Source organism: Natronorubrum aibiense, from assembly GCF_009392895.1.
In the GTDB taxonomy this organism is placed as follows: Archaea; Halobacteriota; Halobacteria; order Halobacteriales; family Natrialbaceae; genus Natronorubrum; species Natronorubrum aibiense.
In genome coordinates this window covers 2979221-3005709 of the sequence record NZ_CP045488.1, presented here as the reverse complement: position 1 = coordinate 3005709, position 26489 = coordinate 2979221, and the positions used below count along the sequence as shown (strand labels likewise).

Sequence of the window (26489 nt, the reverse complement as noted above, 5' to 3'; positions counted from 1 at the left end):
AAAACATCGCCTTGCGCGTTCCCGCATCCAGCACTCACTCGTCGACGGCGATGGTGTGGCCTTCGTCGCTCGAGCGATAGATCGCGTCGATCACGCGCTGGACGGTGATCGCCTGCTGGACGCTTTCGTCGTCCACGTCGCTTCGACTGATCCGGTCGAAAAACGCCTGCTGTTCGTCCGCGTGCGTATCGTTTTGACGCGTTTCGACGGCCGTGTTCTCGAGGTGGTCCGGCCCGACGTTGCTCGCCGAGTGAAAGGTGAGATCGCCCTCGAGCAGATCGAAGCGGGCGGCCGATTTCGTCCCGCGGATGACGAACTCGTGGGTTGCCGGCCGGTTCGTCGCCCACGCTACCTCCAGCGAGATCGTTCGGTCGCCCATACAGCGGATGAAGGCGCTGGCGGAATCGTCGACGTCGAAGCCCGCCGGGCCGGCGTCTTCGCCCCACATCTCGAGGTACGCGTACTCCTCACTCGAGCCGAACTCGCCGCGTGCGACGCCGTTGACCTCGTTGACTGCCGGATAGCCGAGCAGGAACAGTGCGAGATCGATCGCGTGCACGCCGAGATCGATGAGGGCGCCGCCGCCGGCGATCTGCCGTCGAGTGAACCACGACCCGCGACCCGGAATGCCCCGACGGCGGACGTAGTTGGCTTCGATGTGGGTCACCTCGCCGAGATCGCCGCGCTCGATTCTGTTGTGGACGATCCGGACCGTGTTCGCGAACCGATTGTTGAAGCCGACCATCGCGTGGCCCTCCGACTCGGCCGCCGCGTCGGCGATTCGCGTCGCGCTCTCGATCGAGTGCGCCAGCGGCTTCTCTAAGAGAACGTGAAGGTCGCGCTCGAAGGCGTCGACGGCGTACTGTTCGTGGTACTTGTTCGGCGTGGTAATGATGATGGCGTCGACGCTGTCGTACAGTTCGTGGTGGTCCTCGTAGACCTCGACGTCGTACCGGCGAGCGAATCGCGATCGGGCCTCGCTCGCGACGTCCATACCACCGACGAGCGGCACGCCAAGCTCGGCGAGTCGCTCCGCGTGATACTGGCCGATATTTCCCAGGCCGACGATACCTGTTTTGATGTCGCTTCGATCCATTGTCATTGGCGTGCTGTCATGAGAGGGTGTCCGTTATCGTGCTGATACAGTTAATACTGCTATACTAAATCATGGGGGCTGGAGGGTCTTTTGTCCGTTGCCAAACGACCTCGACGACGGTTCCGACTCGTTGAGACGCCGTCTGGGACCCATTGGATCGGTTCCGGGTCAGTCAGCTATCCGCTTCCGTTGCGGTCGTTCCGGGTTCTTGCTCTGAAAGATCGGTGACACCGTGGACGAGTGCATCGCCAGTGGCTGTATCGAAGAGGTGGATCTTCGATCGGTCCAGTACGACGTTGATGTCCTGATTTGCCTCGATTTCCGTGTCCGGGGTAACGCTCATCAGCAACTGGTTCGGCGACATGGCGGGATCCTGTTCCATCGATCTTACTCCAGCCTCGGACAGCAGAATGTAGACGAAGACCTCGTCGCCCATCGGCTCGAGAACGTCGGTTCGGGCGTTGATGGGGTCCGTCGACGAGGTAAGTGATTCGGCGTTCCGTGTCAGGTGGACGTCCTCCGGTCTGATACCGAGTGTGACGTCGTCGCCGACGGTCAGTCCGGGAATCTGGGACGGTTCGAAATCCACGGTGAAGTTGTCCGTCTCGAGGCCGCTCTCGATGAGTGTTCCGTCGACGAAGTTCATCGATGGGGAGCCAATAAAGCCCGCGACGAACCGGTTTTTGGGCTCGTTGTAGCAGACCAGCGGCGGGGCGATCTGCTGGAGCTTACCGTCGTTTAAGACGGCGATCCGGTTAGACATCGTCATCGCCTCGGCTTGATCGTGGGTGACGTAGATGATCGTCGCGTCCAGTTCCCGATGGAGCCGCTGGAGTTCCGTGCGCATGTGGACCCGTAGCTTCGCGTCCAGGTTCGCCAGCGGTTCGTCCATCAGGAACACGTCCGGGTTGCGGACGATCGCGCGGGCGATGCCGACCCGCTGTTGCTGGCCGCCGGACATCTCTGCCGGCATCCGGTCTAACATCTCCTCGAGCTGGACGATATCGGCGGCCTGTTCGACGCGACGCCGGACCTCCTCGTCATCGTACGTCCGGAGCCGCAACCCGAAGGAGATGTTCTCGTAGACGTCCATGTGGGGGAACAAAGCGATGTTCTGGAAGACCATTGCGATGCCCCGATCTTTCGGTGCGAGGGTCGTGACATCGTCGTCGCCGATGTATACTTGGCCCTCGGTCGGCTGGGTCAGGCCGGCGACGGTCTCCATCGTCGTCGACTTCCCACAGCCGGAGGGGCCGACGAAGGTGACGAACTCGCCGTCTTCGACCTCGAGGCTGATGTCGTCGACCGCCGTTTCCTCTCCGTACCGTTTCGTGATGTTCTCGAGTCGTACTCGTGCCATTATCTTGTCTTACTCCTTGAGTGCGCCTGCAGTCAGTCCGCTGACGATCTTTTCCTGTGCGATCACTACGAGAATCGCGACGGGGATCACCCCGAGGATGCTCGCAGCAGCCATGAGGTTGTACAACACCTGATACTGCCCCTGATAGGCGAGGATGCCGTCGAGGATCGGCGCCCAGTTTTCGGGCTGGCCGTCGGTCATCAGGAACGAGAAAAAGAACTCGTTGTAGACCGCGATGAACGTCAGCACGCCGGCGGTCGCGACGCCGGGGGCCGACAACGGGATGATGACCCTGAACAGCGCGCCGAGTCGGGTCGTCCCCTCCACGCGGGCCGCGTCTTCGAGTCCGTCCGGGATCTGTGAGTAGAACGTCGTGAGGATAAAGATCGCCAGCGGCATGAAAATCGCCGATAGCGGGGTCACCAGCGCGAAGGGCGTGTTGTAGAGGGTGCCGTCACCGGTGACCGGCTCGAGGATCGCGAACGACGTGTTGAAGAGGTCGTTCAGCGGGATGAAGAAGGCTGCCGGTGGGAAGAAGGAGATCACCAACACCAGAAGCATCAGTGGCGTCCGGCCGGGGAACTCGAGGCGGCCGAAGGCATACCCCGCAAGGCTGGCGATGACGAGGACGACGATCGTCGACGCCAGCGCGATCACGAAGCTGTTGAACATGTAGATGTGGAAGGGGATGACTTCGAAGACCTCGACGAACGCGCCCGGATTGAAGCCGTTAGGCGTGAAGACGATGTCCTGAAGCTGTCCTTCTGGCGTCAGCGCGACCATGAGCAGCCAGTAGAAGGGAAACAGCGTCGTAAACAGGAAGAAGATCGCCGCGACGTAGAACATCGCCCGGTAGGCCCGCTCGGGGTGGGAGATGGAACTAGCTACCCACTGCTGGAGCGGGCCGCGGTCGAGGTCCGCGTCGCGGTCGTCCTCGAGGACCGTGGTTCCCCCGTCAGGGCGGCGCACGGGCGACTCCTCTGATTCGCCGCCATCGGGTCGGCGGAGCGTCATATCTCGCGGTAGTTCGCTGTCGGTCTCGCCAGTCTCGCTGTTGTTGCCGGTGTTGTTCGGTTCGGTAGCGCCTGACGGATCGGGTGGATTGGTCGACTCAGTGGAATCTGTAGGGTCGGTCATCAGTACATCCCTCCTTCAGTATCGCGGAAGAGCAGTACGTACGCGCCGATGATCAGGCCGATCACCAGTGCCGTCGCGAAAGCTACGGCGGCGGCCGTGGCGTAGATGCGAGTGCCGCCGAACATCGCCTCGACGACGAGGCAGCTCAGCGAGGGCACGGTCGTACAGCCGGCCGTTGACTCGATCAGCCCGAAGACGCGCATCGCGTCCATCGTCCGGAACAACATTGCGACCAGCAAAGCCGGCATCACCAGCGGGAGCGTGATCAGTTTGAACCGTTGCCATGGCGAGGCCCCGGCGACGCGGGCGACGTCGTACAGGCTCCGGTCGACGCTCTGGAGCCCCGCGAGGATCAGCAGGGCCATGAACGCCGACGACTTCCAGATGTCGGCCACCAGGATGATGATGAAGGCATCCCGGCTGTTGGCCAGCGGCGTCGCACTGAAGAGCCCCAGACTCTGCATGAGGTCGGAGCCGAACCCGACCGTCGGCTGGAACAGCAGGAAGAAGATCATCCCCTGAATGACGATCGGCACCGCCCACGGGAGGATGATCGCCACGCGGACCCAGCGCCGCCCCCGAAAGTCCTGATCGAGGACGTAGGCCTGCCCGAACCCAATCACCGTCTCGACGACGACGCTGATGACCGCGAACGCGAGCGTGACGAACAGCGCCTGCTGGAAGAACGGGGTACCGAGCTCGATAAAGGGGAACGAGGATGTCAGCCCCACGTCGAGGAACTGTCGGGCGAGCCGCGCGTTCCCGGCGAGGATGTCGACGTAGTTCTCGATGCCGACGAAGCCACCGAGCGGGTCCAGTCCCCGCGTCTGGTTTGCGCGAAGCGACATGAAGAACGTCCGCACCATCGGATAGAACGCGATCAGCGTCAGCAGCGCAAAGGCCGGCAACAACAACAGGTACGCGTAGGCCGCCTCGCTCAGGCCTTCCATCCAGTTGATGACTGCATTGCCCGTCCGCTCACGATCCGGTCTCCGTTCGGATTCACCGCCGATCAATCCGTCCGTATCCGTATCAGCTGCCATTTATTGTACCTCCGCTTCGCTCTGCTCGAGTTCGTTCGCGAGGTCGTTCATTGCCGTCTCGGGCGCTTGCTCGCCGCGGTAGGCTGCGTTGACCGACTGCGAGATCAGCGCCGACTGTTCCGGCCAGAGGTCGGTCGCCGGCCGCGGGATCGCGTTCTCGCTGGCCGACTGAACCACGTCGCCGTAGCGAGCAACGGGGCCGACGTCGTCCGGATCGGCTTCCGCGACCAGCTCGAGGTTCGGCGGGAGGAACCCGCCGACTTCGAAGATGGTGAGCATGACCTCCTCGGTGGCAAAGGCTTCGAGCACCTGCAGTGCCTCTTCCTGACGGTTCGAAAACGGGCTCACGGCGAGGTTCCAGCCGCCAAGTGCCGCGGTCGTGCCGCCGGTGCCCTCGTACTCGGCGTCCTCCTGGGAGACCGCGTACGGTCCCGTCATGACTCCGAGGTCCTCGCCGAAGGCGTCCTCCGTCCCCGTCGCCGCGATGGCATACGACCAGTTGCGGTTCGAGACGGCGTTGCCGCCGGCAAACGGATTAAGCGACTGTTGTTCCGTCCACTGGACAATCGGCGACGGACAGATCTGCGTGTACCCCTCGAGAGTGTTGTCCTCCTCTCCCTCGATGAACGAGCGCATCATCCGGATCGCGTCGATGACCGGCTGCTCGTTGACGGTGATCGGTCGCTCCCCGGCGGTAAACAGGTTCTCGGTCCCACCGTAGTACGCCCCGCCCCACGAGGTCATCACCTCGTTGAACGTACAGCAGGACAGTCCCTCGTAGGCGGCCGCCTGCGTCGTGTACCCGTAGTTGAGGTCGGCTTGGTCCCTCGCATCGCGAACCGCGGCCGAAAACTCCTCCCAGTGCGGCGGATCGGTCCCCCAGCCGCTCGTATCGTAGCCGGCGTCCTCGATGAGATCCTGCCGGTACAGGGTAAAGCCGAGGTCCGGAAACAGGGGCAGGGCGTGGAGATCGCCGCTCTCGGGGTCGCGCGCCGTCTCGAGGATCGCCTCGAGGTAGGTATCATTGACGTACTGAAGCGTCTCGTCCGAGAACTCTTCGCTCAGGTTGACCGTCTGATTTCGCAGGATGAACGGAACCGTCCAGCCGCTGTCCATCATGTGGATGTCGGGTGGGGAACGGCCCGCCTCGAGCGCCGACTGGGTGGTCTGCATCCGTGCTGCGGAGTCGCTGACGACGGTCTGAATCTCGACGCGAATGTCCTCGTCGAGTCCGGCATCCCAGAGCGCCTGCTGGACCGAGGGCTCGTCACCGTCGCTGTACATAATGCCCTCGACGTCCGTTGCAGCCGTCATCACCACGGTTCCCGGGCTTCGGGTCCCACCGAGACAGCCGGCGACAGCGACCGTCCCGGTTGCGGTTGCGACTGACGCGGTCTTCAGGAACGACCGACGTCCGAAGCGAGGACGGTCGCGCCGACCGGCGGTATCACGTCCCATGGCCAGTAACTCGTCCACGTCATGGGACTTATATATTGGTAATAAATGATGTAATAAACCGTAAATGTCCGGATATCGATCGAATTACGGTCCCCTTGTTCGTAAACGCGAATCGATCCCGCGAGACGGACTCGATATCAATAGGGGTCGCTATCGGTGCCAATACGTCATTGAAATCCGCGGTCGGCAGGTGCCTGCAGACGAACAATTAGCTGGCAACGAGAAAATGTTGGGGCAGCGATACGGACTCCCGTCAAGTGCTGAATGCACTCGCAGGACGGTCGCGGTTGCACCGGTACAGCAGGCCATACGAGAGACGACACGATCGCCTGGGATCACATTGGCCGGTCGATTCAACCCGGCCGCTTTTGCTCGAGGGACGCGATCACTCGTCCTCGAGAATCGGCGGTTCGTGGCGACCGATGTGGATCTCGTGAGCTTCGACGTCCTCGAGGGCGGCGACGCGGCCACCGACGGTGACCTCTTCGCCGTCGTCGTTGACCAGCGTGAGCGACGCGACCTCCTCGCTCACTTCGAAGGAGACGTCGAGAATGCGGCCGCGAACGACGCGTGGGCCGCCGACTTCGACGTCTCGGCCCTCGATCGTCGCGTAGAACTCGCCGCCTTCCTCCATGATGTCCTTGACACAGCGGCGGATCGAGGCGTACTTGCGCGGGTAGGTCCGCGCGCTGCCGTCCTCGCCGAGCGTCTGCTCTGCGGTCGTCCAGAGAACGGTTCCAAAGAAACCGGAAACGAGGAATCCGAGCGCCGAGCGGTTGAAGATCACGCCGTATCGATCCTGATCGTCGCGCAGCGCATCCTGAGTTGCGTACATCGAGTAGTTTCCGTCGGCGACGGCGATGACCGGCGTCGTGATGCCGCGGCGAGCACGGGCCGTCGTCGCGACCGCTCGGTAGTCGAACTCGTCGGGATCGGGCGCTTCGTTTGCCGGCGTCACGATCAGGTCGACGCTGACGCCCGCCTCGACGACCGCTTTCAGGTCGTCCTCGAACCGGGTCAGCAGATCCGGCGTCAGCGACAGTGACAGTTCGTAGTCGGCGTCATCGATGACTTCCTCGAGGTAACGCAGAATCGTCGAGCGGGATTTGACCAACGAGACGGCCTCGGTGTCGCGTGCTGGAGCGGTGTAGCGACTCTCGAGTTCGTCGATCATCTCCGCCAGCGAGGTCTGGACGTTCTCGAAGGCCTCTTCCGGATTGATTGCGACGACTTTCATCGGGCGGGATTCGCGGAGTTCGACCAGGCCGCGGTCGCTCAGACTACGCACCGTATCGTAGACCCGTGGCTGTGGGATGTCGGTTCGGTCGGCGATCTCGCTGGCCGTGAGCTGGCCCTGTTCTAAGACGGTCAGATAGGCGTCGATCTCGTACTCGCCGAGATTGAACCGCTCCCCGACCTGCTCGACGGTCGAGCGGAGTTCGTCTGGTGCCATACGACCACGTACGCTCCCGACGGATAAATGATTTATTATGCACTGAGTAGCACCTGTTTTCGAAATTAGGTTGTTTTCGATCTCGGCACGTGGGCTCCCGACTCAACCGACCCAACGGGACGGTCAGAACGCTTAACCACCGCGGGCAAGAGTGTCTTGCTATGCGCGGGGTACTGCAGGTAAACGAGAGCGAGGCGCCTGAGGAGATCCGGGGCGCACTTCCGTTCGACGTCTCTCAACTCACCGTCGATCTCGTGCTCGCCGCTCTCGTCGTGGTCGTCGGGTGGTACCTCTCGAAACTCATCGTCCGGATCGCCGGTCGGACGGTCGCCCGTCGGATCGACCGGCCCAGCGTGACCCGGACGGTACTGCGTGGCGTCAGAATCACCACACTGCTGTTCGCGTTCGTCATCGCCGCGTGGATTCTCGGAGTTGGTGACACGCAGATCCTCCTCTCGGTGACCGTCATCTCGGCCGTGATCGCCGTCGTTCTCGCCCCGCTCGTGGGGAGTCTGATCAACGGCTTTTTCGTCCTCGCCGACCGCCCCTACGAAATCGGCGACATGATCGAGATCACCGACGAGGGTCACACGGGATTCGTCGAGGACATCACGATCCGCTATACGAAGATCTTCACGCTCCAGAACACGTTCATTGTCATCCCGAACGCCGATATTCACGAACGAGACGTGGTCAACTACTCCGCCGAGGACGAGCGAACCCGGATCTCGGTTACGTTTGAGGTTACCTACGACAGCGACCTCGAGGTCGCGCGAAAGCAGGCCGAACGGGCAGCCAGAAGCATCGACACCGTCATCTCCGGCGGTCCGGACATCCGCATTGGCAGTGCTCGTTACGCCGCTGCACCGGTCTGTAACATCGCCGAGTACGGCGACAACGGTATCGTCCTCGAGTTGTTCTTCTGGATCAAACACCCCTACAAACAGTCCATCGCTCGGTCGGACGTCCAGTCGGCGATCCGCCAGCGGTTCGCGGACATCGACGTCGAGTTCGCCTACCCGCGCCGTCATCACGTCTTCGACGACACCAGCGGCGTCGCCCGACTGGCCGTCAACGGCCCCGAAGCCGACCGTCCGAACGCCGACTCGAACGTTCACTCGACCACCCCACCGAGTGCGGCCGAAACCGAAAGGCAGCCAGATCAGTAACGGGGGACCCTGACGACGCAACCGATCGCCGTCTCACTGTCCGCGACTCGAGGCGACGTGCTCTCGACGTCGTGGGATTGTGGTGATGTTTTATACGACTTCCACGCCAAGCATCCGGTAGCGAACCGATGTACGACGACATCCTCATTCCGACGGACGGGAGCGAGACGATCGCCGAAACGCTGGCCCACGGATTGCCCATCGCCGAGAGCAACGACGCGACGGTACACTCGCTGTACGTCGTCGATAGCCGGATGACCGCCGCGGCAACCGGCGAGACCAGTACCGACCTCGAGCACTCACTCGAAGCCGAGGGCGACGACGCCGTCGCTGCTGTCGAGGACGCAGCCGAACAACGAGGGCTCGACACCGTCAGCGACGTTCAGAAAGGGACGCCGGCGAAGACTATTCTCGAGTACGCCGACGACCACGACATCGATCTGATCGTAATCGGCACGCGCGGCAAAAGCCCGCGGGAGAAAGTCACGTCACTGGGCAGCGTCTCGGAACGAGTGGTCGACAACGCTTCGATTCCAGTCTTCGTCGTCCGCGATGCGGGCGCGGACGCCTAACGTAAGCACTGCTTACGAGCGTGCACTTTCGACCGTGATGACCTCACAATCGAGGTGCGTCCGCAGGTACCGGTCGATGTTCGGGTTGTCGGTAAACCGCTGGAAGATCCGGCGCAATCGACTCGCCTGTTTGTTCCCGATGACGACGACGTCGGCATCCTCTGCCGCCACCTCGTCGAGAATGCTTTCCTCGACTAGAAACCCGGTTCGAACGACGTAGCGCGTGTTCTCGAGTCGGCCGAACGTGTTTTCGACGGCGTTTTTGAGATCGATTCGGGTCACTTTCTTCCCGTTCTGATAGAGGTCGACGTGAAGAACCGTCAACGCCGCGTCTCGCTCACGAGCGACTTCGATCGCCCGCTCGAGCGTCCGCCGCGAGTGCTTTGACAAAGGATATCGAACGGGAACCACGACCAACGACATTACCCAATCGAACGGTACCCTGCCGGGTAAACCTTTCAGTTAGGACAGTCAAGACTGTGAGGGGTTACCATAGCATGCCGGGACGAGTCGAACACGCGTATCGTCGCCGATATCGGACAGACAGTCATTTACCGCGAGCGCGGCTAGACTGGGACATGCAACCACGGTCTACCGAGGATGGTACCGTCTACGTGTCCGAGCGAGACGGCGATACGGGATCTAAGGGCCCATTTCTCGTTGCCTACGAGTCTCGAGACGCGACTCAGCGGTATGGCTGGTTCTGTACGAACTGTGAGAGTTTCGACAACGCGATGGATTCGATGGGACGCATCAAATGCAATCGCTGCGGGAACTTCCGAAAGCCGACCGAGTGGGACGCTGCTCACGAGTGACGGATCGGCGGCGTGTGTTGCCATCATCTGACACACCCCATACGAAGACAGCGTAACATCGGTGCTGACGATCGCGGATCAGCTACCCGAGATTGCTGCCGATTGTAACTTATTTTCCCTGCTGAGTGCCAACTATTTTGACCATACTCGCGAGTTTTTGTTCCGTGCCAACATTTATAACGACGGCCAACGTACGCTTATTTCGAATGGGTCCTGTTAACATGCGACTCGTCGAGCAGGCCAGGTCGATCTTCGCAGAGCTCGGGTACACCGTCGAAGGGAACGGTCCGAAGTTCCGTGCCGAACGTGACTGGAAAGTCGTCCACGTCAGTACTGTCCTCGAGACGGGAGAACTTCCGCGTGAATCCGGACAGTTCCACTGTTTCGTCGCCCAGCCAGAAGATGCCGATGATCTCGAGAATACACTTCAGAGTGTCAATCCAGCCTACGAGTGGGCGATTATCGTCGTCGACGGGGACGATTATCAGGTCGAACGTGCCCCGCCAGGACCACGAGTCTCGGCATAACAGCCGAACAGCGCTTCGTGCCGTGACGCGCTCGGGATCAAGTGGTTCGAGACGCCGGAGGCGTCTCGTCATCACGGAAGATCTTCGATCTTCCGGACGACCCCGTGGTATTCGCCTCGTACCGCCCGTAAAACCGCGTCTTGCCTTATTCTTCGAGTGTGTTTCGTGCCGCCGAGACGCCGGCACCGGGGTCGACGTCCGCTCCCATCGATTCTAAGACGTCACCCAGCGCCGTCACGACGTAAATGACGTTCTTCGGGCGTGCGGAGTGACCCATACAGCCGATCCGGAAGATGTCGCCGGCCAGATCGCCAAGACCGCCTGCGACCTCTAAGTCGTAGCGCTCGAGCAGGGCGTCACAGACTTCGCCGTCGTCGACGCCCTCGGGGACGCGAACGGCGTTGAGACTCGGCAGCCAGTACTCGTCGGGCGCGTTCATCTCGAGTCCCAGTCCTTCCATACCGGCTTTCAACGCGCCGGCAACGCGCTCGTGGCGTGCCCAGCGTTCTTCGATGCCTTCTTCAGCGACCAGTCGCAGCGCTTCACGGATCGCGTAGACGTTCGTGATCGGTGCCGTGTGGTGGTAGGCACGTTCGTCGCCCCAGTAGCCCTCGAGCAAGGAGAGGTCGAGATACCACGAGCGAGGGGCTTCCTCGCGGGAGAGGACTTTCTCCATCGCCTCGTCGGAGAGCGTCAGCGGGCTCGCACCCGGCGGACAGGAGAGACACTTCTGTGGGCCCGAGTAGGCGACGTCGATATCCCAGTCGTCGACGCGAAGTTCAACCCCGCCGAGCGACGTGACGGTGTCGGCGATCACGAGCGTGTCGTGGTCGTGTGCGGCGGCGGTCAGCTCCGGGACGTCGGGCTGGAGCACGCCCGTACTCGTCTCGGCGTGGACGAAACCGAAGACGTCGGGATCGTGTTCGGCGAGCGCATCGGATACGTCGGCCGGATCGAGCGGCTCCCCCCACGGCGCATCGACTTCGACGACGTCGCCGCCCGCACGACGAGCCATCGACGCCATTCGGCCGCCGAAGTAGCCGTTCGTCGGAACGAGCATCGTCTCACCCGGCTCGATGACGTTGCCGATCGCCGCCTCCATGGCTGCCGATCCGGTCCCCGAGACGGGGATCGTCCACTGGTTGTCCGTCCGGAACGTATAGCGCAACAGCTCCTGAACTTCGTTCATGATCTCGACGAACGAGGGGTCGAGATGGCCAATGAGCGGCGTGCTCATCGCTCGCAGCACCCGTGGATTCACGTCGCTCGGTCCGGGCCCCATCAGGGTACGGTCCGGTGGTGTGAGTTCGTCAACGGACGGTGCGTGATCCGCATCGGTCGATGTCGACGGTTGCTGAGCCATACGGGTGTGCTCGCCTGCCACTTGCAAATGCCTACCGACATCGACCAATGGAGTTGCCCCTCCCAAGCCGGTATATGGGTGTTATTGACACTCTTGCGAGTCGCTTAAGCTGAGCCACCACATATCCGATATATCGTGTTCGTCGGACATGCGCTCTTCGCGTTCGCCGTCGCGGCGCTGGTCGCCGACTGGCGTGGCTGGGAGCGCCGACCAGCTTTGCTCGTCGGTGCTGTCGCGGGTGCGTTCGCCACGATTCCGGATCTCGACGTCGCGTACGCGCTCGTCGGCCTGCTCGAGTGGCGGGCGCTCGGCGGCGACCTCGGTGCCCCAGCGGCCTTCTGGGGCGCGAGCCGGGTCGTACACCGGTCGGTCACCCACTCGCTTGTCGTCGGTGCGGTCGCTGCCTCGGCGTTTGGATTTCTCGCCGTTCGCGTTCGTAGTCAGAGCGGACGCGCTCGAGTCGCACACATCGCTGGACTCTCCATCCTCGCGACGCTCGTCGGGGTCGCGCTGGTCTGGAGTGGCCCGCTCGCCGCGTTCGTCATGGCCCTGTTCGCGGTCGGCGGTATCGTCGTCACTCGCGGGACCGCGCGACTGTCACGACTCGCGCCGTCGACGGTCGCCATTGCGGCACTCTGGGGTCTCTGGTCGCATCCGTGGGGCGACCTCCTGACCGGTTCGCCACCCGACTGGCTCTTCCCGTTCGGCGCTCCCGTCCTCGAGTCGCGTCTCGTCCTCCACCCGGATCCGACGCTGCACTTACTCGGCGCATTCGCGGTCGAACTCGCGACCGTCTGGTTCGCGCTCGCCGTCGGCTACCGGCTTACCGGTCGCTCGATCCTCACGTCCGTCGACCGCCGGGCTGCCGTCGGCGCAGTCTACGGTGTCGCCGCGCTTGCGGTGACGCCGCCGACGCTCGAGGTCTCCTATCACTTCGTCTTCTCCATCCTCGGCGTCGGGCTCCTCTGTAGCGTCGCTCCCGAGACCGCCTCGCTTGTGCGCCCGCGCTCGCGCTTGCGCTCCCGAGTGGTGCCCGCCTTCGAATCGACGCTCGAGGTCGCGCTTACGGCACTCGCGGCTGTGACGATTGCACTCTTCGCGTATCTCGCCGTCTATCTCGTTGCCGTGCCGACCTGACGACTCCGCGACTCGCTCTCTAGGCGCTTTTGTGACGGCGGTTAGTATGTTCGAACGTGTCCCAGACGCCACTCGAGAAACTGATCGCCGACGATCGCTTCAATGCAGTCCTCTCGTGGCTGCTGGTCGTCGCAATCGCGCTGATCGGTCTCAGCGAGTTCGTGACCGGCGGCCTCCTCTGGACGACGTTTGCCGCAGCGCTCGTCGTGCTGGTGGTGTTGCCACCGCTTGCCGTTCGATCGTGGTTGGCGATGCTCCCCTGGGAAGTGCTCGTACTCGCGGCGTTGCCCGTCCTCGGAATGGCCCTCGAGTTCGACCGGTTGACGGGCGATTTCGTCTCGTACCTCTCGGTCGCGGCGATCGCACTCGTCGTCGCCGTCGAACTGCAGACGTTTACGACCGTGCGGATGATCCCGAGTTTCGCGGTCGTCTTCGTCGCCGTCACGACGATGGCTGCCGCGGCTCTGTGGGCGCTCTTTCGGTGGAGTGCCGCCGGTTTCCTCGGCGTCCCGTTTCCGTCCGACCACGACGCAGTGATGTGGGAGTTCGTCTACTCGGCGGTCGCCGGTCTCGGTGCCGGCGTCGTGTTCGAACTGTACTTCAGGCGACTCGGCCGCTCCGAGCCGTATCGGCCTGCTGATGGAGCATCGATCGCGGAGAGTGACGATGCGTAGCCACTCGTTGCTCCCGTCCCAGCAGCGCCAGCGCCAGCTCTCCTATTTCATGGAACTCGGACTGGTTGGCATGCTGTTCGTCGGCCTCGAGCGCGGGAACGCGGGAATCGTCCTCAACACCGGCGTCGCGTTGGCTGTGACCCAACTCCCGCCGATCCTCGAGCGCGACTACGGAATCCCGATGGATCCGCGTCTCACCCTGTGGATCACCACCGCCGTGTTCCTCCACGCCTTCGGCACCGTCGGCCTTCCGGGTGCCACTGCGAATCTCTACAGTCAGGTCTGGTGGTGGGATCACATGACCCACGCGCTGTCGGCGTCGCTGGTCGCCGGCGTGGGCTATGCCACCGTTCGCGCACTCGACGAGCACGCCGACGGCATCCACTTTCCCCAGCGGTTCGTCGCCGTCTTCATCCTGCTTTTTGTCCTCGCGTTCGGCGTCCTCTGGGAGATCCTCGAGTTCGCCATCGCACTATCGGCCGATGCGCTCGGTATCGACGCTGTCCTCACCCAGTACGGACTCGCCGACACGATGCTCGATCTCGTGTTCGATCTGATCGGTGGACTCGTCGTCGCACTCTGGGGCGGTGCCTACCTCACCGACGTCTCCGGGGCGATTCGCGACCGGCTCGAGGCGCATGCCGACTCCCGTGACAACTGAACTTCGAACCGACGTCTTTCGTATTACACGACGGTGATTCGATGGCGGTGTGAATCGACGTCCAGTACCGAACGGTGACTACTCTCTCCCAGTCCGGAGACGACGCGTAGTTTACGCTGGGACACGACGGAGAAACGAGTGCGCTGGCATAGTCTTTCGCCACGTTGGAACACGGATACCGTTACTCACGGCCAGCGATCTTCCCGTCGATTACCTGAATCACCTGCGCTACGCTTTCGGCACCCTCCATATCGTCACTCTCACAAAGGTTCTCCCGATATTCGTGAAGCGTCACTGATAGACGGAGTGCGTACGATGGTGGGATCTCAACAGGTCCACCCTGCGTTCCTGCCTGCGTGATCTCGTCTCGAAGCGTATGAAGTCGGTGGGCGTCTCGGAGCGCATCCGCTTTCATGGCCGATGATGCCATCTTTTCCAGGGCAAATATACACGCGTCTATCCCCGTTTCATCCCCGTCCAACTGGATGGGATCGACCAGTTTGTCGAGCTGATTAAGTACACTATCCCTGCTGTTAGCTGTGCATCTCATCTCTCTTCACACCCGTAGCCACTTTGATCATTCTAATACACTTTACTGATCACGTGAACGTTTTCCTCCGTTCCACGTATGCACCCGTATCGAGATCGTATCATTCATCCATCCGTTCTGCCCAGTTCAGCGAGATTTGGCCAGCGACTCAGATCGTAGCCTGACCGTACACGCACTGGTTGATCCACACAAGAACGCATTTTCGGGGGTATCAGCTGCCGGCAAGCAGATACGTGCTGAATTCTCTGCCCGAAGAGAGTCGCACACTCTGCAGGTAGTGGGGTGCCACAGCAGGAGGTACTTTGATACGTCCCGTCGTGGTCGTCTGCTGTGCGCCCAGTCACAGGGACTGTCCCTGCGGTGGGCAGCACCGTTCACGACGCTGGCCCGCATGGCTAGCGGGTGAATCGGACCGCCACGCAGTACGAGACCCATCAAAACACATGGTATTCAAAAAAATCACTCTGATCGGAACAAGTCCAGACAGCTTCGACGCAGCCGCCGACGACGCCATCGACCGTGCCGAAGAGACCCTCGAGAACGTCCACTGGATCGAAGTCGACGAACTCGGCGTCGAAGTCGCAAGCGCCGACGACCGGGAGTACCAGGCGGAGGTCACCGTCGCCTTCAAACTCGAGGAGTAACCGACCCGCTCTTTTTTAGCGCGTGCTCGGCCGAAGATCAGCGCTCGGAGTGGTGTCTCCGACGAATCCGAAGCGACAGTCTCGGTTGACAGGTGGCGAGAACGAGGAGTTACGTTCGGAACGATTCGCCACAGCCACACTCGCTGACGACGTTCGGGTTTTCCACGTGGAAGCCTTCGGCCTGTAGTCCGCTCTCGTAGTCGAGGATACTTCCCTCGATGTACTTCAGGCTGGCCGGGTCGACGAAGACGCGCAGGTCGTGGTGTTCGTAGATCGTGTCGTCTTCGTCAGGCGCGTCGTCGAATCGCATTCCGTACGACAGCCCTGCACAGCCGCCCTGCTGAACGAACAGCCGAAGCCCTGCCTCGGTCGCGTCGAGTCCTTCGCCCTCGAGCAACGCGAGTGCCTGCTCGGCTGCCGTCTCGGTCACTTCGATTTCGGGGCGCGTGTCTGTGTTCCCGCCATCCAGACTGTCCGTGCTCATACGTATCCGTTACCGTCGCAACGATGTTAACTGTGACGCCCGTGGAACCCCCACTCCTTGAGGGCTTGTGACCGGTTTGCGTTTTCTGTCCAGTGGGGACTCCCTCGCCCGGAGTCCACACTCGCATTCACGTCCGATCCCGCCTCGCCCGCCTCACTCGCCGTACGTGTTGGCGTGTCGCTGGACCGATCGGTAGTACGTCCCGAACTGCCGCTCATCGTTCCGAGAGAGTTCGATGTCGTGTTCCGCCAGTAACTCGAGCATTCGTCGCGGCTCGCACTCGTACCACATCGAGAGGAGTCGGACGTTTTTCTGTGCGTAATCGTAATTTCGCTCGAGCACACGTCTCTCAGTCGGATCGACGACCGACTCGCGGTCACGCTCGTGCTCATGTCGTGACATCTCGAATACTACTCCAGCGTCCATTACCGTAAAACTAGGTCGTCATGTGCGGGGCGTGGCCGATTCGTAATCCGAGATTACGTCCGGTCGCCGTCGATATCCTCGAGTCGGCGGCGAACGCTCGCTGCGTGCGCCTCGAGTCCTTCGGCATCCGCAAGGGTCGTTATCGTGTCGCCGAGCGCGTCTAACCCTTCTGGCGTGAGTCGCTGGACCGTCGTCGACCGAAGGAACGTTTCGACCGAGAGGCCACCGGTTACGTGCGCCCCGCCGTTGGTCGGCAGGACGTGATTGGTTCCGCTGGCGTAATCGCCCGCAGCGACGGGCGTGGTCGGTCCAAGGAAGACGCTGCCCGCGCTGTCGATTCGCTCGAGAATCGATTCGTCATCCTCGGCGATGATCGAGAGGTGTTCCGGGGCGTACTCCTGGGTAAAGAGGATCGCCTCGCTCATCGACCGGGCCAACAAGACGCCGCTTGCGTCGTTCTCGAGGCCGGCTCGAATCACTTCTTCGCGCTCGCGTGAGGCAACCTGTTCGTCGATGGCCGTGGTGATCGCTTCAGCCGTCTCCTCGTCGTCTGTAACGGCGACGACCGACGTGTTGGGGTCGTGTTCGGCTTGTGCGACTACCTCTGATGCAACGTACTCGGGGTCCGCCGTCGAATCCGCGACGACGACGACCTCACTCGGCCCTGCGAGGAAGTCGATTTCGACGTCTCCGCGAACCTCGGCTTTGGCTGCCGTTACCCACTTGTTTCCGGGACCGACGATCTTCTGGACGCGCGTGATCGTCTCGGTCCCGTAGGCGAGTCCAGCGATCGCCTGCGCACCACCGACGCTGTAGACGGCGTCCGCACCGGCGGCGTGAATCGCCGCCAGCGTTGCCGGATTCAACTCGTCGGCCGGCGGCGTCACGACCGAGACGTGCTCAACACCAGCGACGACTGCCGGCACGACCCCCATAATCGCACTCGAGGGATAGGCGGCCGACCCACCGGGGACGTAGACACCGACTCGCTCGAGTGGTCGGAACCGTCGGCCCAGTTCCCGGCCGGGGCTGAACTCTTCACGCCAATCGGCGGGCAGTTGTGCCTCGTGAAACTCGGTGACGTTTTCGACCGCGGTCTCGATCGCAGCTACCAACTCATTATCCGTCTCCTCGAGTTCGTCGTACGCGCGCTCGCACTCGTCCGTAATCGTAATATTCCCGAGTTCGACGGCGTCGAACTCGCTCGTAAACTCTCGGACGGCGACGTCACCTTCCTCTCGGACCCGCTCGACGATCTCTCGGACATCTCCCCTGACTGCCTCGATGCCGGCATCTCGGTCGAAAAAGGCGACACGCTCGTCGGGCCTGAGATCGGCGAGTACTCGCACGTCTACTGTCATACCTGTCCATTCGGTCGGTGCTCGAAAAACGGTTTCCTTCCCACGACGGTGCCGATCGGTTACGTCTCGGTGTTCTCGATGGGCCAGAGCCCCGTCGCATCGAGTGTCGCTCTGATGAACAGATAGACGACGATCAGGAATCCCGTGATCGCAAACGGTGCCTGCAGGAAGTCCGCGATGCCTCGCCCGAACGCGAGCTGGCTGAATCCGCGGACGAAAAAACTCACTATGACGAGTCCGATCCCGATGACCGCGAGCCTGACGAACCCCTCTCGGTCCATACCTCCCTGTTCGTCCGCCGTCGCTAAATCGTATCGGTCACCATTCCAGACGCTCTCACTACCGTCATTGATCAACACGGATCAAAAGTCGTTCGAGACGACGCCCTTATATGCACCCGACGCTTCTGCAGTAATACGAAGAACGCTTCGCCGGATGCCGATTCCGGTGGCGTTCCAATCCGACGCCCTTAAATACATAAGGGAACTCGGATGTGAATGCAAACGACGTGATTGACGCCGCGTTCAACTCGTGGCGTCACGTCAGCATGGATCACTTGAGTCCGAAGGGGTTATGTACTCCTGGTGGCTTAGAAGTAGATCCGAAGGAAATGAGGATCCTACCCCTGCGGTCCGCCGTACAGATGGGATCTGATGTTAGCCTTGGTAGTTCGGTGTCGCCTGATCGGTCGACGATCTAGGGTCACCGAACGTGGACCCATTTATGTGTGAGTGTGTATCTTAACATTCACCGCCAAGAACCCTCCCAACAATGGTTGGGAGTATATAGCATTCCGGTTGATCCTGCCGGAGGTCATTGCTATTGGAGTCCGATTTAGCCATGCTAGTTGTACGAGTTCGTACTCGTAGCAGATAGCTCAGTAACACGTGGTCAAACTACCCTATGGATCCGGATACCCTCGGGAAACTGAGACTAATCCGGAATACGATTCTCAGGCTGGAACTGCAGAGAATCAGAAACGCTCCGGCGCCATAGGATGTGGCTGCGGCCGATTAGGTAGACGGTGGGGTAACGGCCCACCGTGCCAATAATCGGTACGGGTTGTGAGAGCAAGAGCCTGGAGACGGTATCTGAGACAAGATACCGGGCCCTACGGGGCGCAGCAGGCGCGAAACCTTTACACTGCACGCCAGTGCGATAAGGGGACTCCGAGTGCGAGGGCATATAGTCCTCGCTTTTTGTAACCGTAGGAAGGTTACAGAATAAGTGCTGGGCAAGACCGGTGCCAGCCGCCGCGGTAATACCGGCAGCACGAGTGATGACCGCTATTATTGGGCCTAAAGCGTCCGTAGCTGGCCGCGCAAGTCTATCGGGAAATCCGCACGCCTAACGTGCGGGCGTCCGGTGGAAACTGCGGCTTGGGACCGGAAGACCAGAGGGGTACGTCTGGGGTAGGAGTGAAATCCCGTAATCCTGGACGGACCGCCGGTGGCGAAAGCGCCTCTGGAAGACGGATCCGACGGTGAGGGACGAAAGCTCGGGTCACGAACCGGATTAGATACCCGGGTAGTCCGAGCTGTAAACGATGTCTGCTAGGTGTGTCACAAACTACGAGTTTGTGATGTGCCGTAGGGAAGCCGTGAAGCAGACCGCCTGGGAAGTACGTCCGCAAGGATGAAACTTAAAGGAATTGGCGGGGGAGCACTACAACCGGAGGAGCCTGCGGTTTAATTGGACTCAACGCCGGACATCTCACCAGCATCGACAATGTGCAGTGACGGTCAGTGTGATGAGCTTACCTGAGCCATTGAGAGGAGGTGCATGGCCGCCGTCAGCTCGTACCGTGAGGCGTCCTGTTAAGTCAGGCAACGAGCGAGACCCGCATGCCTAATTGCCAGCAGTACCCTTGTGGTAGCTGGGTACATTAGGGAGACTGCCAGTGCCAAACTGGAGGAAGGAACGGGCAACGGTAGGTCAGTATGCCCCGAATGTGCTGGGCGACACGCGGGCTACAATGGCCAAGACAGTGGGATGCAACCCCGAAAGGGGACGCTAATCTCCGAAACTTGGTCGTAGTTCGGATTGAGGGCTGAAACTCGCCCTCATGAAGCTGGATTCGGTAGTAATCGCGCCTCAGAAGGGCGCGGTGAATACGTCCCTGCTCCTTGCACACACCGCCCGTCAAAGCACCCGAGTGAGGTCCGGATGAGGCCCGGTTTCCGGGTCGAATCTGGGCTTCGCAAGGGGGCTTAAGTCGTAACAAGGTAGCCGTAGGGGAATCTGCGGCTGGATCACCTCCACAGACCGGGATCAGGACGCTGTCCTGACCCACCAGCGATTTTCACGTTCGATCGACCCATCGCGCGGCCGATCGGGCACCTCAGAACTACCGAGGCTAACACATATGTCTCTGTCCGCCCATCTGGGCGGACATGGGCCCATAGCTCAGTGGTAGAGTGCCTCCTTTGCAAGGAGGATGCCCAGGGTTCGAATCCCTGTGGGTCCATGACTCGTACCAATCATCGAATCGCTCCCCTTAAGTGGGAGACGAAGGGATGATTGAGTACGACTGAACTGATGCACCACTCCGCGCAAGTGTGAGTGGGAAGGGTCAATGCAGGCCGGCCGTCTACCGGCGTGCAGATGCGACCGTGTGTACGTGTAGTCCAGGCGTCCACTGGACCCGTTCCCGGGTCACGATGTTGCGACTCTGTCGCAACGCCGATCCGATGAACGTGGCTACTGTGCCAGCTGGTGGATCGCTCGGCTTGAGAGCTGAAGACGGACGTGCCAAGCTGCGATAAGCCCAAGGGAGCCGCACGGAGGCGAAGAACTTGGGATCTCCGAATGGGAATCCCCACCGCAATTGCTTCGCGCAATGGGGAACGTCGAGAATTGAAACATCTTAGTATCGACAGGAAAAGAAAACGTAATCGTGATGTCGTAAGTAATGGCGAATGAACGCGACGCAGTCCAAACCGAAGCCCTTACGGGCAATGTGGTGTTCGGACTGACGATCACTTCCCGAAAAACGACACGAAGTCTCTTGGAATAGAGCACGAGACAGGGTGACAGTCCCGTAAGGTCGTCGAGTACGGAACGAGTCAGTTCCAGAGTATCGGGGGTTGGATATCCCTCGTGAAGATCGCGGGCATCGACCGCGAAGACTAAACACTCCTCAAGACCGATAGCGAACAAGTAGTGTGAACGAACGCTGAAAAGCACCCCACAAAGGGAGGTGCAATAGGGCGTGAAATCAGTTGGCGATAGAGCGACAGGGCACGAAAGGTCCCGTATCGAATGAATCAGGCGCGAGCCTGTAGTAAGCCATACGGGAAGCCGGTGTTCTGTCGTACGTTTTGAAAAACGAACCAGGGAGTGTGCCTGTTTGACGAGTCTAACCCGATCATCGGGGAAGGCGCAGGGAAACCGATACGACCGCAGTCTTACGACGAGGGTCACCGTGTTCAAGCGCGGGGAGTCAAACGGGCACGACCCGAAACCGGACGATCTAGGCGTGGACAAGGTGAAGCGTGCCGAAAGGCACGTGGAGGCCTGTTAGAGTTGGTGTCCTACAATACCCTCTCGTGATCTACGTCTAGGGGTGAAAGGCCCATCGAGTCCGGAAACAGCTGGTTCCAACCGAAACATGTCGAAGCATGACCTCTGCCGAGGTAGTTCGTGGGGTAGAGCAACGGATTGGGGGACCGCACTCCGAGAGGAGTGCGCCCCCCTGTCCAACTCCAAACCTACGAACGTCGTTTGACGCAGGGAGTCCGGTGCGCGGGGTAAGCCTGTGTACCGTGAGGGAGACAACCCAGAGCTGGGTTAAGGTCCCCAAGTGTGGACTAAGTGCGATCGAAGGTGGTCTCAAGCCCTAGACAGCCGGGAGGTGAGCTTAGAAGCAGCTACCCTCTAAGAAAAGCGTAACAGCTTACCGGCCGAGGTTTGAGGCGCCCAAAATGATCGGGGCTCAAGTCCACCACCGAGACCTAGCGGCATCCGTAAGAGGATGATTCCGTAGGTTGGCGTGCTGTTCGGGCGGAAGCATGGTCGAGAGATCATGTGGACCGTGCAGTAACGAAAATCCTGGTCATAGTAGCAGCGTTAGTCGGGTTAGAACCCCGACGGCCGAACGAGTAAGGGTTCCTCAGCAATGCTGATCAGCTGAGGGTTAGCCGGTCCTAAGTCAGCCCGTAAGTCGAAGCTGACAACAGGGAAATAGGTTAATATTCCTATGCCAGTGTGCACTCAAAGCCGACGCTTTGGGGCCGCCTGAGCGGGCTTTCGCCCAGTCGAACTGTCGAAGTTCGTGGAAGCCGTAATGGCACGAAGCGACCGAATGACAGGATAGCGCAAGTCAGGTCAACCTAGAGCCCGTGAAAAGGTGAGCACACTGTCCGTACCGAGATCCGACACAGGTACTCGTGGCGGCGAAAGCCAAGGTCTGTCGGGAGCAACCGACGTTAGGGAATTCGGCAAGTTAGTCCCGTACGTTCGCAATAAGGGATGCCTGCCTCGCGAAGAGGCAGGTCGCAGTGACTCGGGCGCTCCGACTGTCTCTAGTAACAACATAGGTGACCGCAAATCCGTAAGGACTCGTACGGTCACTGAATCCTGCCCAGTGCGGGTATCTGAACACCCCTTACAAGGGGACGAAGGACCCGTTAACGGCGGGGGTAACTATGACCCTCTTAAGGTAGCGTAGTACCTTGCCGCTTTAGTAGCGGCTTGCATGAATGGATCAACGAGAGCGCCACTGTCCAACGTTGGGCCGGTGAACTGTACGTTCCAGTGCGGAGTCTGGAGACCCCAAGGGGAAGCGAAGACCCTATAGAGCTTTACTGCAGGCTGTCACTGAGACGTGGTCGCCATTGGCAGCATAGGTAGGAGGCGTTACACAGGTACCCGCGCTAGCGGGCCACCGAGCCAGCATTGAAATACTACCCGATGGTGACTGCGACTCTCACTCCTGGCGGAGGACATGGTAGCGGGCAGTTTGACTGGGGCGGTACGCGCTTGAAAAGATATCGAGCGCGCCCCAAGATTTCCTCACTCGGGTCGGAGACCCGAGGAAGAGCGCAAGAGCAAAAGGAAGTCTGACAGTGTCCGGCACAACGACGGACGCTGACGCGAAAGCGTGGTCTAGCGAACCAATTCGGCTGCTTGATGCGGCCAATTGCTGACAGAAAAGCTACCTTAGGGATAACAGAGTCGTCACCCGCAAGAGCACATATCGACCGGGTGGCTTGCTACCTCGATGTCGGTTCCCTCCATCCTGCCCGTGCAGAAGCGGGCAAGGGTGAGGTTGTTCGCCTATTAAAGGAGGTCGTGAGCTGGGTTTAGACCGTCGTGAGACAGGTCGGCTGCTATCTATTGGGGGTGTGCGGTATCTGACGAGAACGTTCGTATAGTACGAGAGGAACTACGAATGGGTGCCACTGGTGTACCGGTTGTTCGAAAGAGCACGTGCCGGGCAGCCACGCACCACGGGGTAAGAGCTGAACGCATCTAAGCTCGAAACCCACTTGAAAAAGAGATACCATCAAGGCCACTCGTAGAAGACGAGATCGATAGACTCGGGATGTACGCGCCAAGGCAACGAGGCGTTGAGTCCGCGAGCACTAATCGGCCAAGCCACACAATCATATTACATCGCATTGGATCCGTGACGCGTGAACGGGTCCGGACGCAAACTGGACTACACATACACACGGTCGGAGACCACCGATACTGGTGTGACGACGGTTCGATTCCGTTGATCGGCGTTACGGCGGCCACAGCGGCGGGGTTCCTCCCGTACCCATCCCGAACACGGAAGATAAGCCCGCCTGCGTTACGGTGAGTACTGGAGTGCGCGAGCCTCTGGGAAACTCGTTTCGCCGCCTCCATTCATACTTCAGTTACCCCAACGAGCCACAGCTGTGGCTGGCTGGGGTTTTCGTAGTTATTATCCAAGTGCAACTAACCAACTTATTAGACCTGTCTCTCAGACTTAACGAATAGTATCACCCGGAACACTAACGTCCAGCCTCATTCCGTGGCGGCATGCCGCGTCAGCTGGCTAACCCTCGTGCCGGGCGGAGAGGTATCGCCTCTCAATCGGGTGGGCGATGCCCACCGAATTACTGTCGCGTGCCCGGGTTCGCCGTACTGTCATCGCACCCAAATGGGTTTGCTCGGACGGGGACTAAAGGCACGCACTTGTCTTAGGAACCCGGGCCGTTTAACTCTTACAGGGTCGATTTCGTGGCAATCTCGTCGATCTCGAGGACGGGATTTCGTGGTCGGCCGCAGATTGTCGTCAGAAGACCCTCGACACGTTTGTGGGACCGGAACCTGGCGTATTCGGGGAACAGAGACGACGCGATCGAAGGGAGTAATCGGATGCGTCGATCTTACTTGTCTGAGTTGGTGGTGGTTCTGTTGGCCTCGTTGTTCGTCATCGGGTCCGGATCGAGCGCGACGACATCGCTCGTCCGGCTGTTCGGCGGCGTAGGAGACCTGTCGCTTTCCGTCCGGCGACTCGCCCTGGGTCCACGGATAGCCGGGATCCGGCTGTGCCTCGTGTCGAGTCGAAATGAATGTGTAGTTGATGTCCCAATTTTTGCTCCTGTGGGAAGCTTGCGGGGACTGGCCACTGGATCGTCGAGCGTTTCCAGGGCCTCGAGCCACTGAGTCTGGTGCATGGTATCTCGAGCGATTAAATACGAGAGCAGATCCTTCATGCCGGGGTCGGGGCCGTTCAGGGATCGTCCTGGACTACCGGCCGATGATTCGTTACTGTCGGCCTCGAATGACGCGAGGACCCATGTGGAGTCAGTATCCCCCATGACGGACCCACCACTCGTGATCGATCAGAACGGGGTTTTTCGTCGCTGGCTGTGGTACGACTCGGCCCCAAGGTGACCCTGGTGGAAAACGACGACGAGAAACAACGTGCTGCAGCGAAATGCGACCGCTACGGAGAGATCGGTGTCGTCCAGATATTACCCGACGGCAGTCTACAGCCGCTTGGCCAGTCGTCCGTCTGTGACTGCGACTCGGCGACGCTGCACGTTCTCGAGACGGATTCCGATCTAAGCGAGTCGTAAGTCGATTCGAAACGTCCCAACCGGCAGACTGGTCGGCGAGTTCAGTAGAAGTACTCGTCTTCGCACAGTTGAACGTAGCTGCCGTTTCGATACGCGAACTTACGCTTTTTGTAGGCGAGCAGAATTTTGGAGGCGTCGAGGCCGGCGGAGTAGCGCTTCGAGATCAACACGTTGTCGCCCGTCGATCCCTGCATGTCGTTGATGACGTCGAACGCCCAGTCCCAGTCGTCGGGTTCGTAGTCTTTGACGATATCGGCGAACGAGACGTTCCGACGGATTTCGTCGCCGATCGCGCGTTTCCAGACGTCGTTGTAGTTTTCGAGCGAGTCGGTTGCGGCCAGTCTCCCGGCGATTTTCCCCGTCCGGACGGCGACGTGGTAACCGCCTTCGTGGAAGGCGGATGTCGTTCCCATCGCGCCGCCGGCGACGGCGATGTTCGCGCCGACGGGAGAGTCGATCGGTCGCGTCGAGGAGATCGGATACGTTTCGGTTCCCTTCGATTTGCCGCGGTCTTCGACGATCGGGATGTCCGTTTCGATGTCGTACTCGTCGCCGTACTCGTGTTCGAGGAGACGAGTGATATACTCCGATCCTGTCGGGAGTTGCTCGTCGGATGGGTCGAGCAGCGCGTAGGCGGCGGGATTGGAGACGTCCTCGAGTTCCATGCCGATAGGCATCGTCAGGCCAACGCGGGCGACCGTGCCGTCGTTTGGAAACACCCACGGATAGGCGGTCTCGCCGGGCATGTACCCCCACCAGAACTTGAGGGTGTCTTCGAACTCTTCGAACAACTCGGGAGGGAACTCACGATACTCCTGGTAGGCGATGTGGTTGGCGTTCGGTGGCGAGAGGTAATCGGAGACGCTTCGGCCAGGGGCCGTAAACTGGTCGAGCGCGTCGAGGGTGATCCGCCGCTGTGGCCCATCAGCGAGGACGACGTACTGGGCCTCGAGTTGGTCGCCGGTCGAGAGCGTCAACGTGTGGGTTGGGCCGTTCGGGCTCGAGGCACGAAGGTCGGTCTCGAGGTCTTTGACGCCCGTGCCGACGCGGAGGTCGGCGCCGGCGTCGGTCGCGCGTTCGTAGAGCCAATCGTCCATGCGTGCGCGATGGAAAGTGTACCCGAATTTCGGGTACGTGGCGTCTATTCCCGTCGTGGTCAGTTCGACGCTGCTGTTGGGACCGACGAACTCGGTGGCTTCGAGCTCCCGGTGGATGACGTCGTCGGGAATCTCCCGGTAGTCGAAGTCCATAATGTCGATCCAGTAATCGAGCATGCCGGCGGCGTCGGTCGAGTCGGGGCCGAGTCCATCGCGGTCCTCTCGCGGGACGCCCTGTTCGAAGAGGACGGTCTCAGCGCCGTGGGCAGCCGCCCGTTCGGCTGCAGACGCACCCGCAGGACCGCCACCGACGATCGCGACATCAACGCGTTCCATACTCCATTGAGACTCCGTCGCGCGTATTAAACTGCGTGAAATTCCTGCAGGGATACACTCGAGGCTGGCTT

The 26489-nt window shown here is 60.7% G+C and carries 23 protein-coding genes, 1 tRNA gene, 3 rRNA genes and 1 pseudogene; 13 read left to right on the top strand and 15 right to left on the bottom strand.

The window, feature by feature from the left end; genetic code table 11:
• Positions 1-34 precede the first annotated feature (34 nt).
• The 6 genes from GCU68_RS14875 to trmB all read right to left on the bottom strand — a co-directional run bounded on the left by GCU68_RS14875 (position 35) and on the right by trmB (position 7547).
• Positions 35-1102: a Gfo/Idh/MocA family protein gene (locus GCU68_RS14875; protein ID WP_152942898.1), complete on the bottom strand. Its 1068-nt coding sequence runs from the start codon at positions 1100-1102 to the stop codon at positions 35-37.
• 166 nt (positions 1103-1268) lie between these two features.
• Positions 1269-2456, bottom strand: a complete 1188-nt coding sequence (locus GCU68_RS14870) for an ABC transporter ATP-binding protein (RefSeq protein ID WP_152942896.1) — start codon at positions 2454-2456, stop codon at positions 1269-1271.
• A gap of 9 nt (positions 2457-2465) precedes the next feature.
• Entirely contained in the window at positions 2466-3593 is a 1128-nt protein-coding gene (locus GCU68_RS14865) for a carbohydrate ABC transporter permease (protein WP_193565056.1), read from the bottom strand.
• Positions 3593-4636, bottom strand: coding sequence for a carbohydrate ABC transporter permease (locus GCU68_RS14860; protein WP_152942895.1), 1044 nt, complete (start codon positions 4634-4636; stop codon positions 3593-3595). The genes GCU68_RS14865 and GCU68_RS14860 overlap by 1 nt, the downstream gene beginning before the upstream one ends.
• Positions 4637-6094, bottom strand: a complete 1458-nt coding sequence (locus GCU68_RS14855) for an extracellular solute-binding protein (protein ID WP_152942894.1) — start codon at positions 6092-6094, stop codon at positions 4637-4639.
• Positions 6095-6479: 385 nt separating this feature from the next.
• Positions 6480-7547: an HTH-type sugar sensing transcriptional regulator TrmB gene (gene trmB, locus GCU68_RS14850; RefSeq protein WP_152942892.1), complete on the bottom strand. Its 1068-nt coding sequence runs from the start codon at positions 7545-7547 to the stop codon at positions 6480-6482.
• 161 nt (positions 7548-7708) lie between these two features.
• Between trmB and GCU68_RS14845 the strand changes: the two genes are divergently transcribed.
• Both GCU68_RS14845 and GCU68_RS14840 read left to right on the top strand, forming a co-directional pair.
• Complete coding sequence (locus GCU68_RS14845) at positions 7709-8716, top strand: mechanosensitive ion channel family protein (protein WP_152942890.1); 1008 nt, start codon at positions 7709-7711, stop codon at positions 8714-8716.
• A 128-nt stretch (positions 8717-8844) separates the two neighbouring features.
• On the top strand, positions 8845-9288 hold the full coding sequence (locus tag GCU68_RS14840; protein ID WP_152942888.1) for a universal stress protein: 444 nt from the start codon (positions 8845-8847) through the stop codon (positions 9286-9288).
• 12 nt (positions 9289-9300) lie between these two features.
• Here the strand turns inward: GCU68_RS14840 and GCU68_RS14835 are convergent, their stop codons facing one another.
• A complete protein-coding gene (locus GCU68_RS14835; protein ID WP_152942886.1) occupies positions 9301-9711 on the bottom strand; it encodes a universal stress protein in 411 nt (136 codons plus the stop codon).
• Between the two features lie 155 nt (positions 9712-9866).
• Here GCU68_RS14835 and GCU68_RS14830 point away from each other — a divergent pair, with 155 nt between their 5' ends.
• Positions 9867-10103 carry a DUF5816 domain-containing protein gene (locus tag GCU68_RS14830; protein ID WP_152942884.1) on the top strand — a complete coding sequence of 79 codons (237 nt, stop codon included), beginning with the start codon at positions 9867-9869 and terminating at the stop codon, positions 10101-10103.
• Between the two features lie 221 nt (positions 10104-10324).
• Positions 10325-10630, top strand: a complete 306-nt coding sequence (locus GCU68_RS14825) for a DUF7116 family protein (RefSeq protein WP_152943740.1) — start codon at positions 10325-10327, stop codon at positions 10628-10630.
• Between the two features lie 145 nt (positions 10631-10775).
• Here GCU68_RS14825 and GCU68_RS14820 read toward each other — a convergent pair whose 3' ends face one another.
• Entirely contained in the window at positions 10776-11993 is a 1218-nt protein-coding gene (locus GCU68_RS14820; protein WP_152942882.1) for a pyridoxal-phosphate-dependent aminotransferase family protein, read from the bottom strand.
• Between the two features lie 135 nt (positions 11994-12128).
• On the opposite strand from GCU68_RS14820, the gene GCU68_RS14815 reads away from it, so the two are divergent.
• The 3 genes from GCU68_RS14815 to GCU68_RS14805 are packed head-to-tail and all read left to right on the top strand — an operon-like array spanning position 12129 to position 14465.
• Positions 12129-13130: a metal-dependent hydrolase gene (locus GCU68_RS14815; RefSeq protein WP_152942880.1), complete on the top strand. Its 1002-nt coding sequence runs from the start codon at positions 12129-12131 to the stop codon at positions 13128-13130.
• A 56-nt stretch (positions 13131-13186) separates the two neighbouring features.
• Entirely contained in the window at positions 13187-13804 is a 618-nt protein-coding gene (locus GCU68_RS14810; RefSeq protein WP_152942878.1) for a hypothetical protein, read from the top strand.
• Positions 13797-14465 (top strand): hypothetical protein, encoded by a 669-nt coding sequence (locus tag GCU68_RS14805; RefSeq protein ID WP_152942876.1) that lies wholly within the window; start codon positions 13797-13799, stop codon positions 14463-14465. The genes GCU68_RS14810 and GCU68_RS14805 overlap by 8 nt, the downstream gene beginning before the upstream one ends.
• Before the next feature lie 181 nt (positions 14466-14646).
• Here the strand turns inward: GCU68_RS14805 and GCU68_RS14800 are convergent, their stop codons facing one another.
• Positions 14647-14895 carry a hypothetical protein gene (locus GCU68_RS14800; protein WP_227014871.1) on the bottom strand — a complete coding sequence of 83 codons (249 nt, stop codon included), beginning with the start codon at positions 14893-14895 and terminating at the stop codon, positions 14647-14649.
• Positions 14896-15458: 563 nt separating this feature from the next.
• On the opposite strand from GCU68_RS14800, the gene GCU68_RS14795 reads away from it, so the two are divergent.
• Positions 15459-15659 (top strand): dodecin, encoded by a 201-nt coding sequence (locus GCU68_RS14795; RefSeq protein ID WP_152942873.1) that lies wholly within the window; start codon positions 15459-15461, stop codon positions 15657-15659.
• Between the two features lie 109 nt (positions 15660-15768).
• On the opposite strand, the gene GCU68_RS14790 is transcribed toward GCU68_RS14795, so the two are convergent.
• The 4 genes from GCU68_RS14790 to GCU68_RS14775 all read right to left on the bottom strand — a co-directional run bounded on the left by GCU68_RS14790 (position 15769) and on the right by GCU68_RS14775 (position 18211).
• Entirely contained in the window at positions 15769-16143 is a 375-nt protein-coding gene (locus tag GCU68_RS14790) for a HesB/IscA family protein (RefSeq protein WP_152942871.1), read from the bottom strand.
• 153 nt (positions 16144-16296) lie between these two features.
• Positions 16297-16545: a hypothetical protein gene (locus tag GCU68_RS14785; RefSeq protein ID WP_152942869.1), complete on the bottom strand. Its 249-nt coding sequence runs from the start codon at positions 16543-16545 to the stop codon at positions 16297-16299.
• Between the two features lie 77 nt (positions 16546-16622).
• On the bottom strand, positions 16623-17930 hold the full coding sequence (hisD, locus tag GCU68_RS14780) for a histidinol dehydrogenase (RefSeq protein ID WP_152942867.1): 1308 nt from the start codon (positions 17928-17930) through the stop codon (positions 16623-16625).
• Positions 17931-17989: 59 nt separating this feature from the next.
• Positions 17990-18211 carry a hypothetical protein gene (locus GCU68_RS14775; RefSeq protein WP_152942865.1) on the bottom strand — a complete coding sequence of 74 codons (222 nt, stop codon included), beginning with the start codon at positions 18209-18211 and terminating at the stop codon, positions 17990-17992.
• A gap of 509 nt (positions 18212-18720) precedes the next feature.
• On the opposite strand from GCU68_RS14775, the gene GCU68_RS14770 reads away from it, so the two are divergent.
• From GCU68_RS14770 to rrf, 4 genes are all read left to right on the top strand, one after another.
• Positions 18721-20191: ribosomal RNA gene (locus tag GCU68_RS14770) — 16S ribosomal RNA — on the top strand.
• A gap of 134 nt (positions 20192-20325) precedes the next feature.
• Positions 20326-20397: transfer RNA gene (locus GCU68_RS14765), tRNA-Ala, on the top strand.
• Positions 20398-20621: 224 nt separating this feature from the next.
• A 23S ribosomal RNA gene (locus tag GCU68_RS14760) occupies positions 20622-23537 on the top strand.
• A 123-nt stretch (positions 23538-23660) separates the two neighbouring features.
• A 5S ribosomal RNA gene (rrf, locus tag GCU68_RS14755) occupies positions 23661-23782 on the top strand.
• Together the 16S, 23S and 5S rRNA genes with 1 tRNA gene alongside form the textbook arrangement of a ribosomal RNA operon.
• Before the next feature lie 507 nt (positions 23783-24289).
• Here the strand turns inward: rrf and GCU68_RS14750 are convergent.
• Positions 24290-24628, bottom strand: a pseudogene (locus GCU68_RS14750) (manganese catalase family protein); the annotation flags it as partial.
• 168 nt (positions 24629-24796) lie between these two features.
• Here GCU68_RS14750 and GCU68_RS14745 point away from each other — a divergent pair.
• Entirely contained in the window at positions 24797-24985 is a 189-nt protein-coding gene (locus tag GCU68_RS14745; RefSeq protein ID WP_193565092.1) for a hypothetical protein, read from the top strand.
• Between the two features lie 41 nt (positions 24986-25026).
• Here the strand turns inward: GCU68_RS14745 and GCU68_RS14740 are convergent, their stop codons facing one another.
• Complete coding sequence (locus GCU68_RS14740; protein ID WP_152942863.1) at positions 25027-26418, bottom strand: NAD(P)/FAD-dependent oxidoreductase; 1392 nt, start codon at positions 26416-26418, stop codon at positions 25027-25029.
• Between the last annotated feature and the right edge of the window lie 71 nt (positions 26419-26489).

What these genes read in the sequence shown, in the direction of transcription:
- GCU68_RS14805 (WP_152942876.1), top strand. Translation starts at nt 13,797, where the DNA reads ATGCGTAGCCACTCGTTGCTCCCGTCCCAGCAGCGCCAGCGCCAGCTC.
- GCU68_RS14845 (WP_152942890.1), top strand. Translation starts at nt 7,709, where the DNA reads ATGCGCGGGGTACTGCAGGTAAACGAGAGCGAGGCGCCTGAGGAGATC.
- GCU68_RS14835 (WP_152942886.1), bottom strand. Translation starts at nt 9,711, where the DNA reads ATGTCGTTGGTCGTGGTTCCCGTTCGATATCCTTTGTCAAAGCACTCG.
- GCU68_RS14825 (WP_152943740.1), top strand. Translation starts at nt 10,325, where the DNA reads ATGCGACTCGTCGAGCAGGCCAGGTCGATCTTCGCAGAGCTCGGGTAC.
- GCU68_RS14775 (WP_152942865.1), bottom strand. Translation starts at nt 18,211, where the DNA reads ATGGACCGAGAGGGGTTCGTCAGGCTCGCGGTCATCGGGATCGGACTC.
- GCU68_RS14840 (WP_152942888.1), top strand. Translation starts at nt 8,845, where the DNA reads ATGTACGACGACATCCTCATTCCGACGGACGGGAGCGAGACGATCGCC.
- hisD (WP_152942867.1), bottom strand. Translation starts at nt 17,930, where the DNA reads ATGACAGTAGACGTGCGAGTACTCGCCGATCTCAGGCCCGACGAGCGT.
- GCU68_RS14865 (WP_193565056.1), bottom strand. Translation starts at nt 3,593, where the DNA reads ATGACCGACCCTACAGATTCCACTGAGTCGACCAATCCACCCGATCCG.
- GCU68_RS14795 (WP_152942873.1), top strand. Translation starts at nt 15,459, where the DNA reads ATGGTATTCAAAAAAATCACTCTGATCGGAACAAGTCCAGACAGCTTC.
- GCU68_RS14860 (WP_152942895.1), bottom strand. Translation starts at nt 4,636, where the DNA reads ATGGCAGCTGATACGGATACGGACGGATTGATCGGCGGTGAATCCGAA.
- GCU68_RS14790 (WP_152942871.1), bottom strand. Translation starts at nt 16,143, where the DNA reads ATGAGCACGGACAGTCTGGATGGCGGGAACACAGACACGCGCCCCGAA.
- GCU68_RS14740 (WP_152942863.1), bottom strand. Translation starts at nt 26,418, where the DNA reads ATGGAACGCGTTGATGTCGCGATCGTCGGTGGCGGTCCTGCGGGTGCG.
- GCU68_RS14820 (WP_152942882.1), bottom strand. Translation starts at nt 11,993, where the DNA reads ATGGCTCAGCAACCGTCGACATCGACCGATGCGGATCACGCACCGTCC.
- GCU68_RS14875 (WP_152942898.1), bottom strand. Translation starts at nt 1,102, where the DNA reads ATGACAATGGATCGAAGCGACATCAAAACAGGTATCGTCGGCCTGGGA.
- GCU68_RS14830 (WP_152942884.1), top strand. Translation starts at nt 9,867, where the DNA reads ATGCAACCACGGTCTACCGAGGATGGTACCGTCTACGTGTCCGAGCGA.
- GCU68_RS14785 (WP_152942869.1), bottom strand. Translation starts at nt 16,545, where the DNA reads ATGTCACGACATGAGCACGAGCGTGACCGCGAGTCGGTCGTCGATCCG.
- GCU68_RS14855 (WP_152942894.1), bottom strand. Translation starts at nt 6,094, where the DNA reads ATGGGACGTGATACCGCCGGTCGGCGCGACCGTCCTCGCTTCGGACGT.
- GCU68_RS14870 (WP_152942896.1), bottom strand. Translation starts at nt 2,456, where the DNA reads ATGGCACGAGTACGACTCGAGAACATCACGAAACGGTACGGAGAGGAA.
- trmB (WP_152942892.1), bottom strand. Translation starts at nt 7,547, where the DNA reads ATGGCACCAGACGAACTCCGCTCGACCGTCGAGCAGGTCGGGGAGCGG.
- GCU68_RS14800 (WP_227014871.1), bottom strand. Translation starts at nt 14,895, where the DNA reads ATGGCATCATCGGCCATGAAAGCGGATGCGCTCCGAGACGCCCACCGA.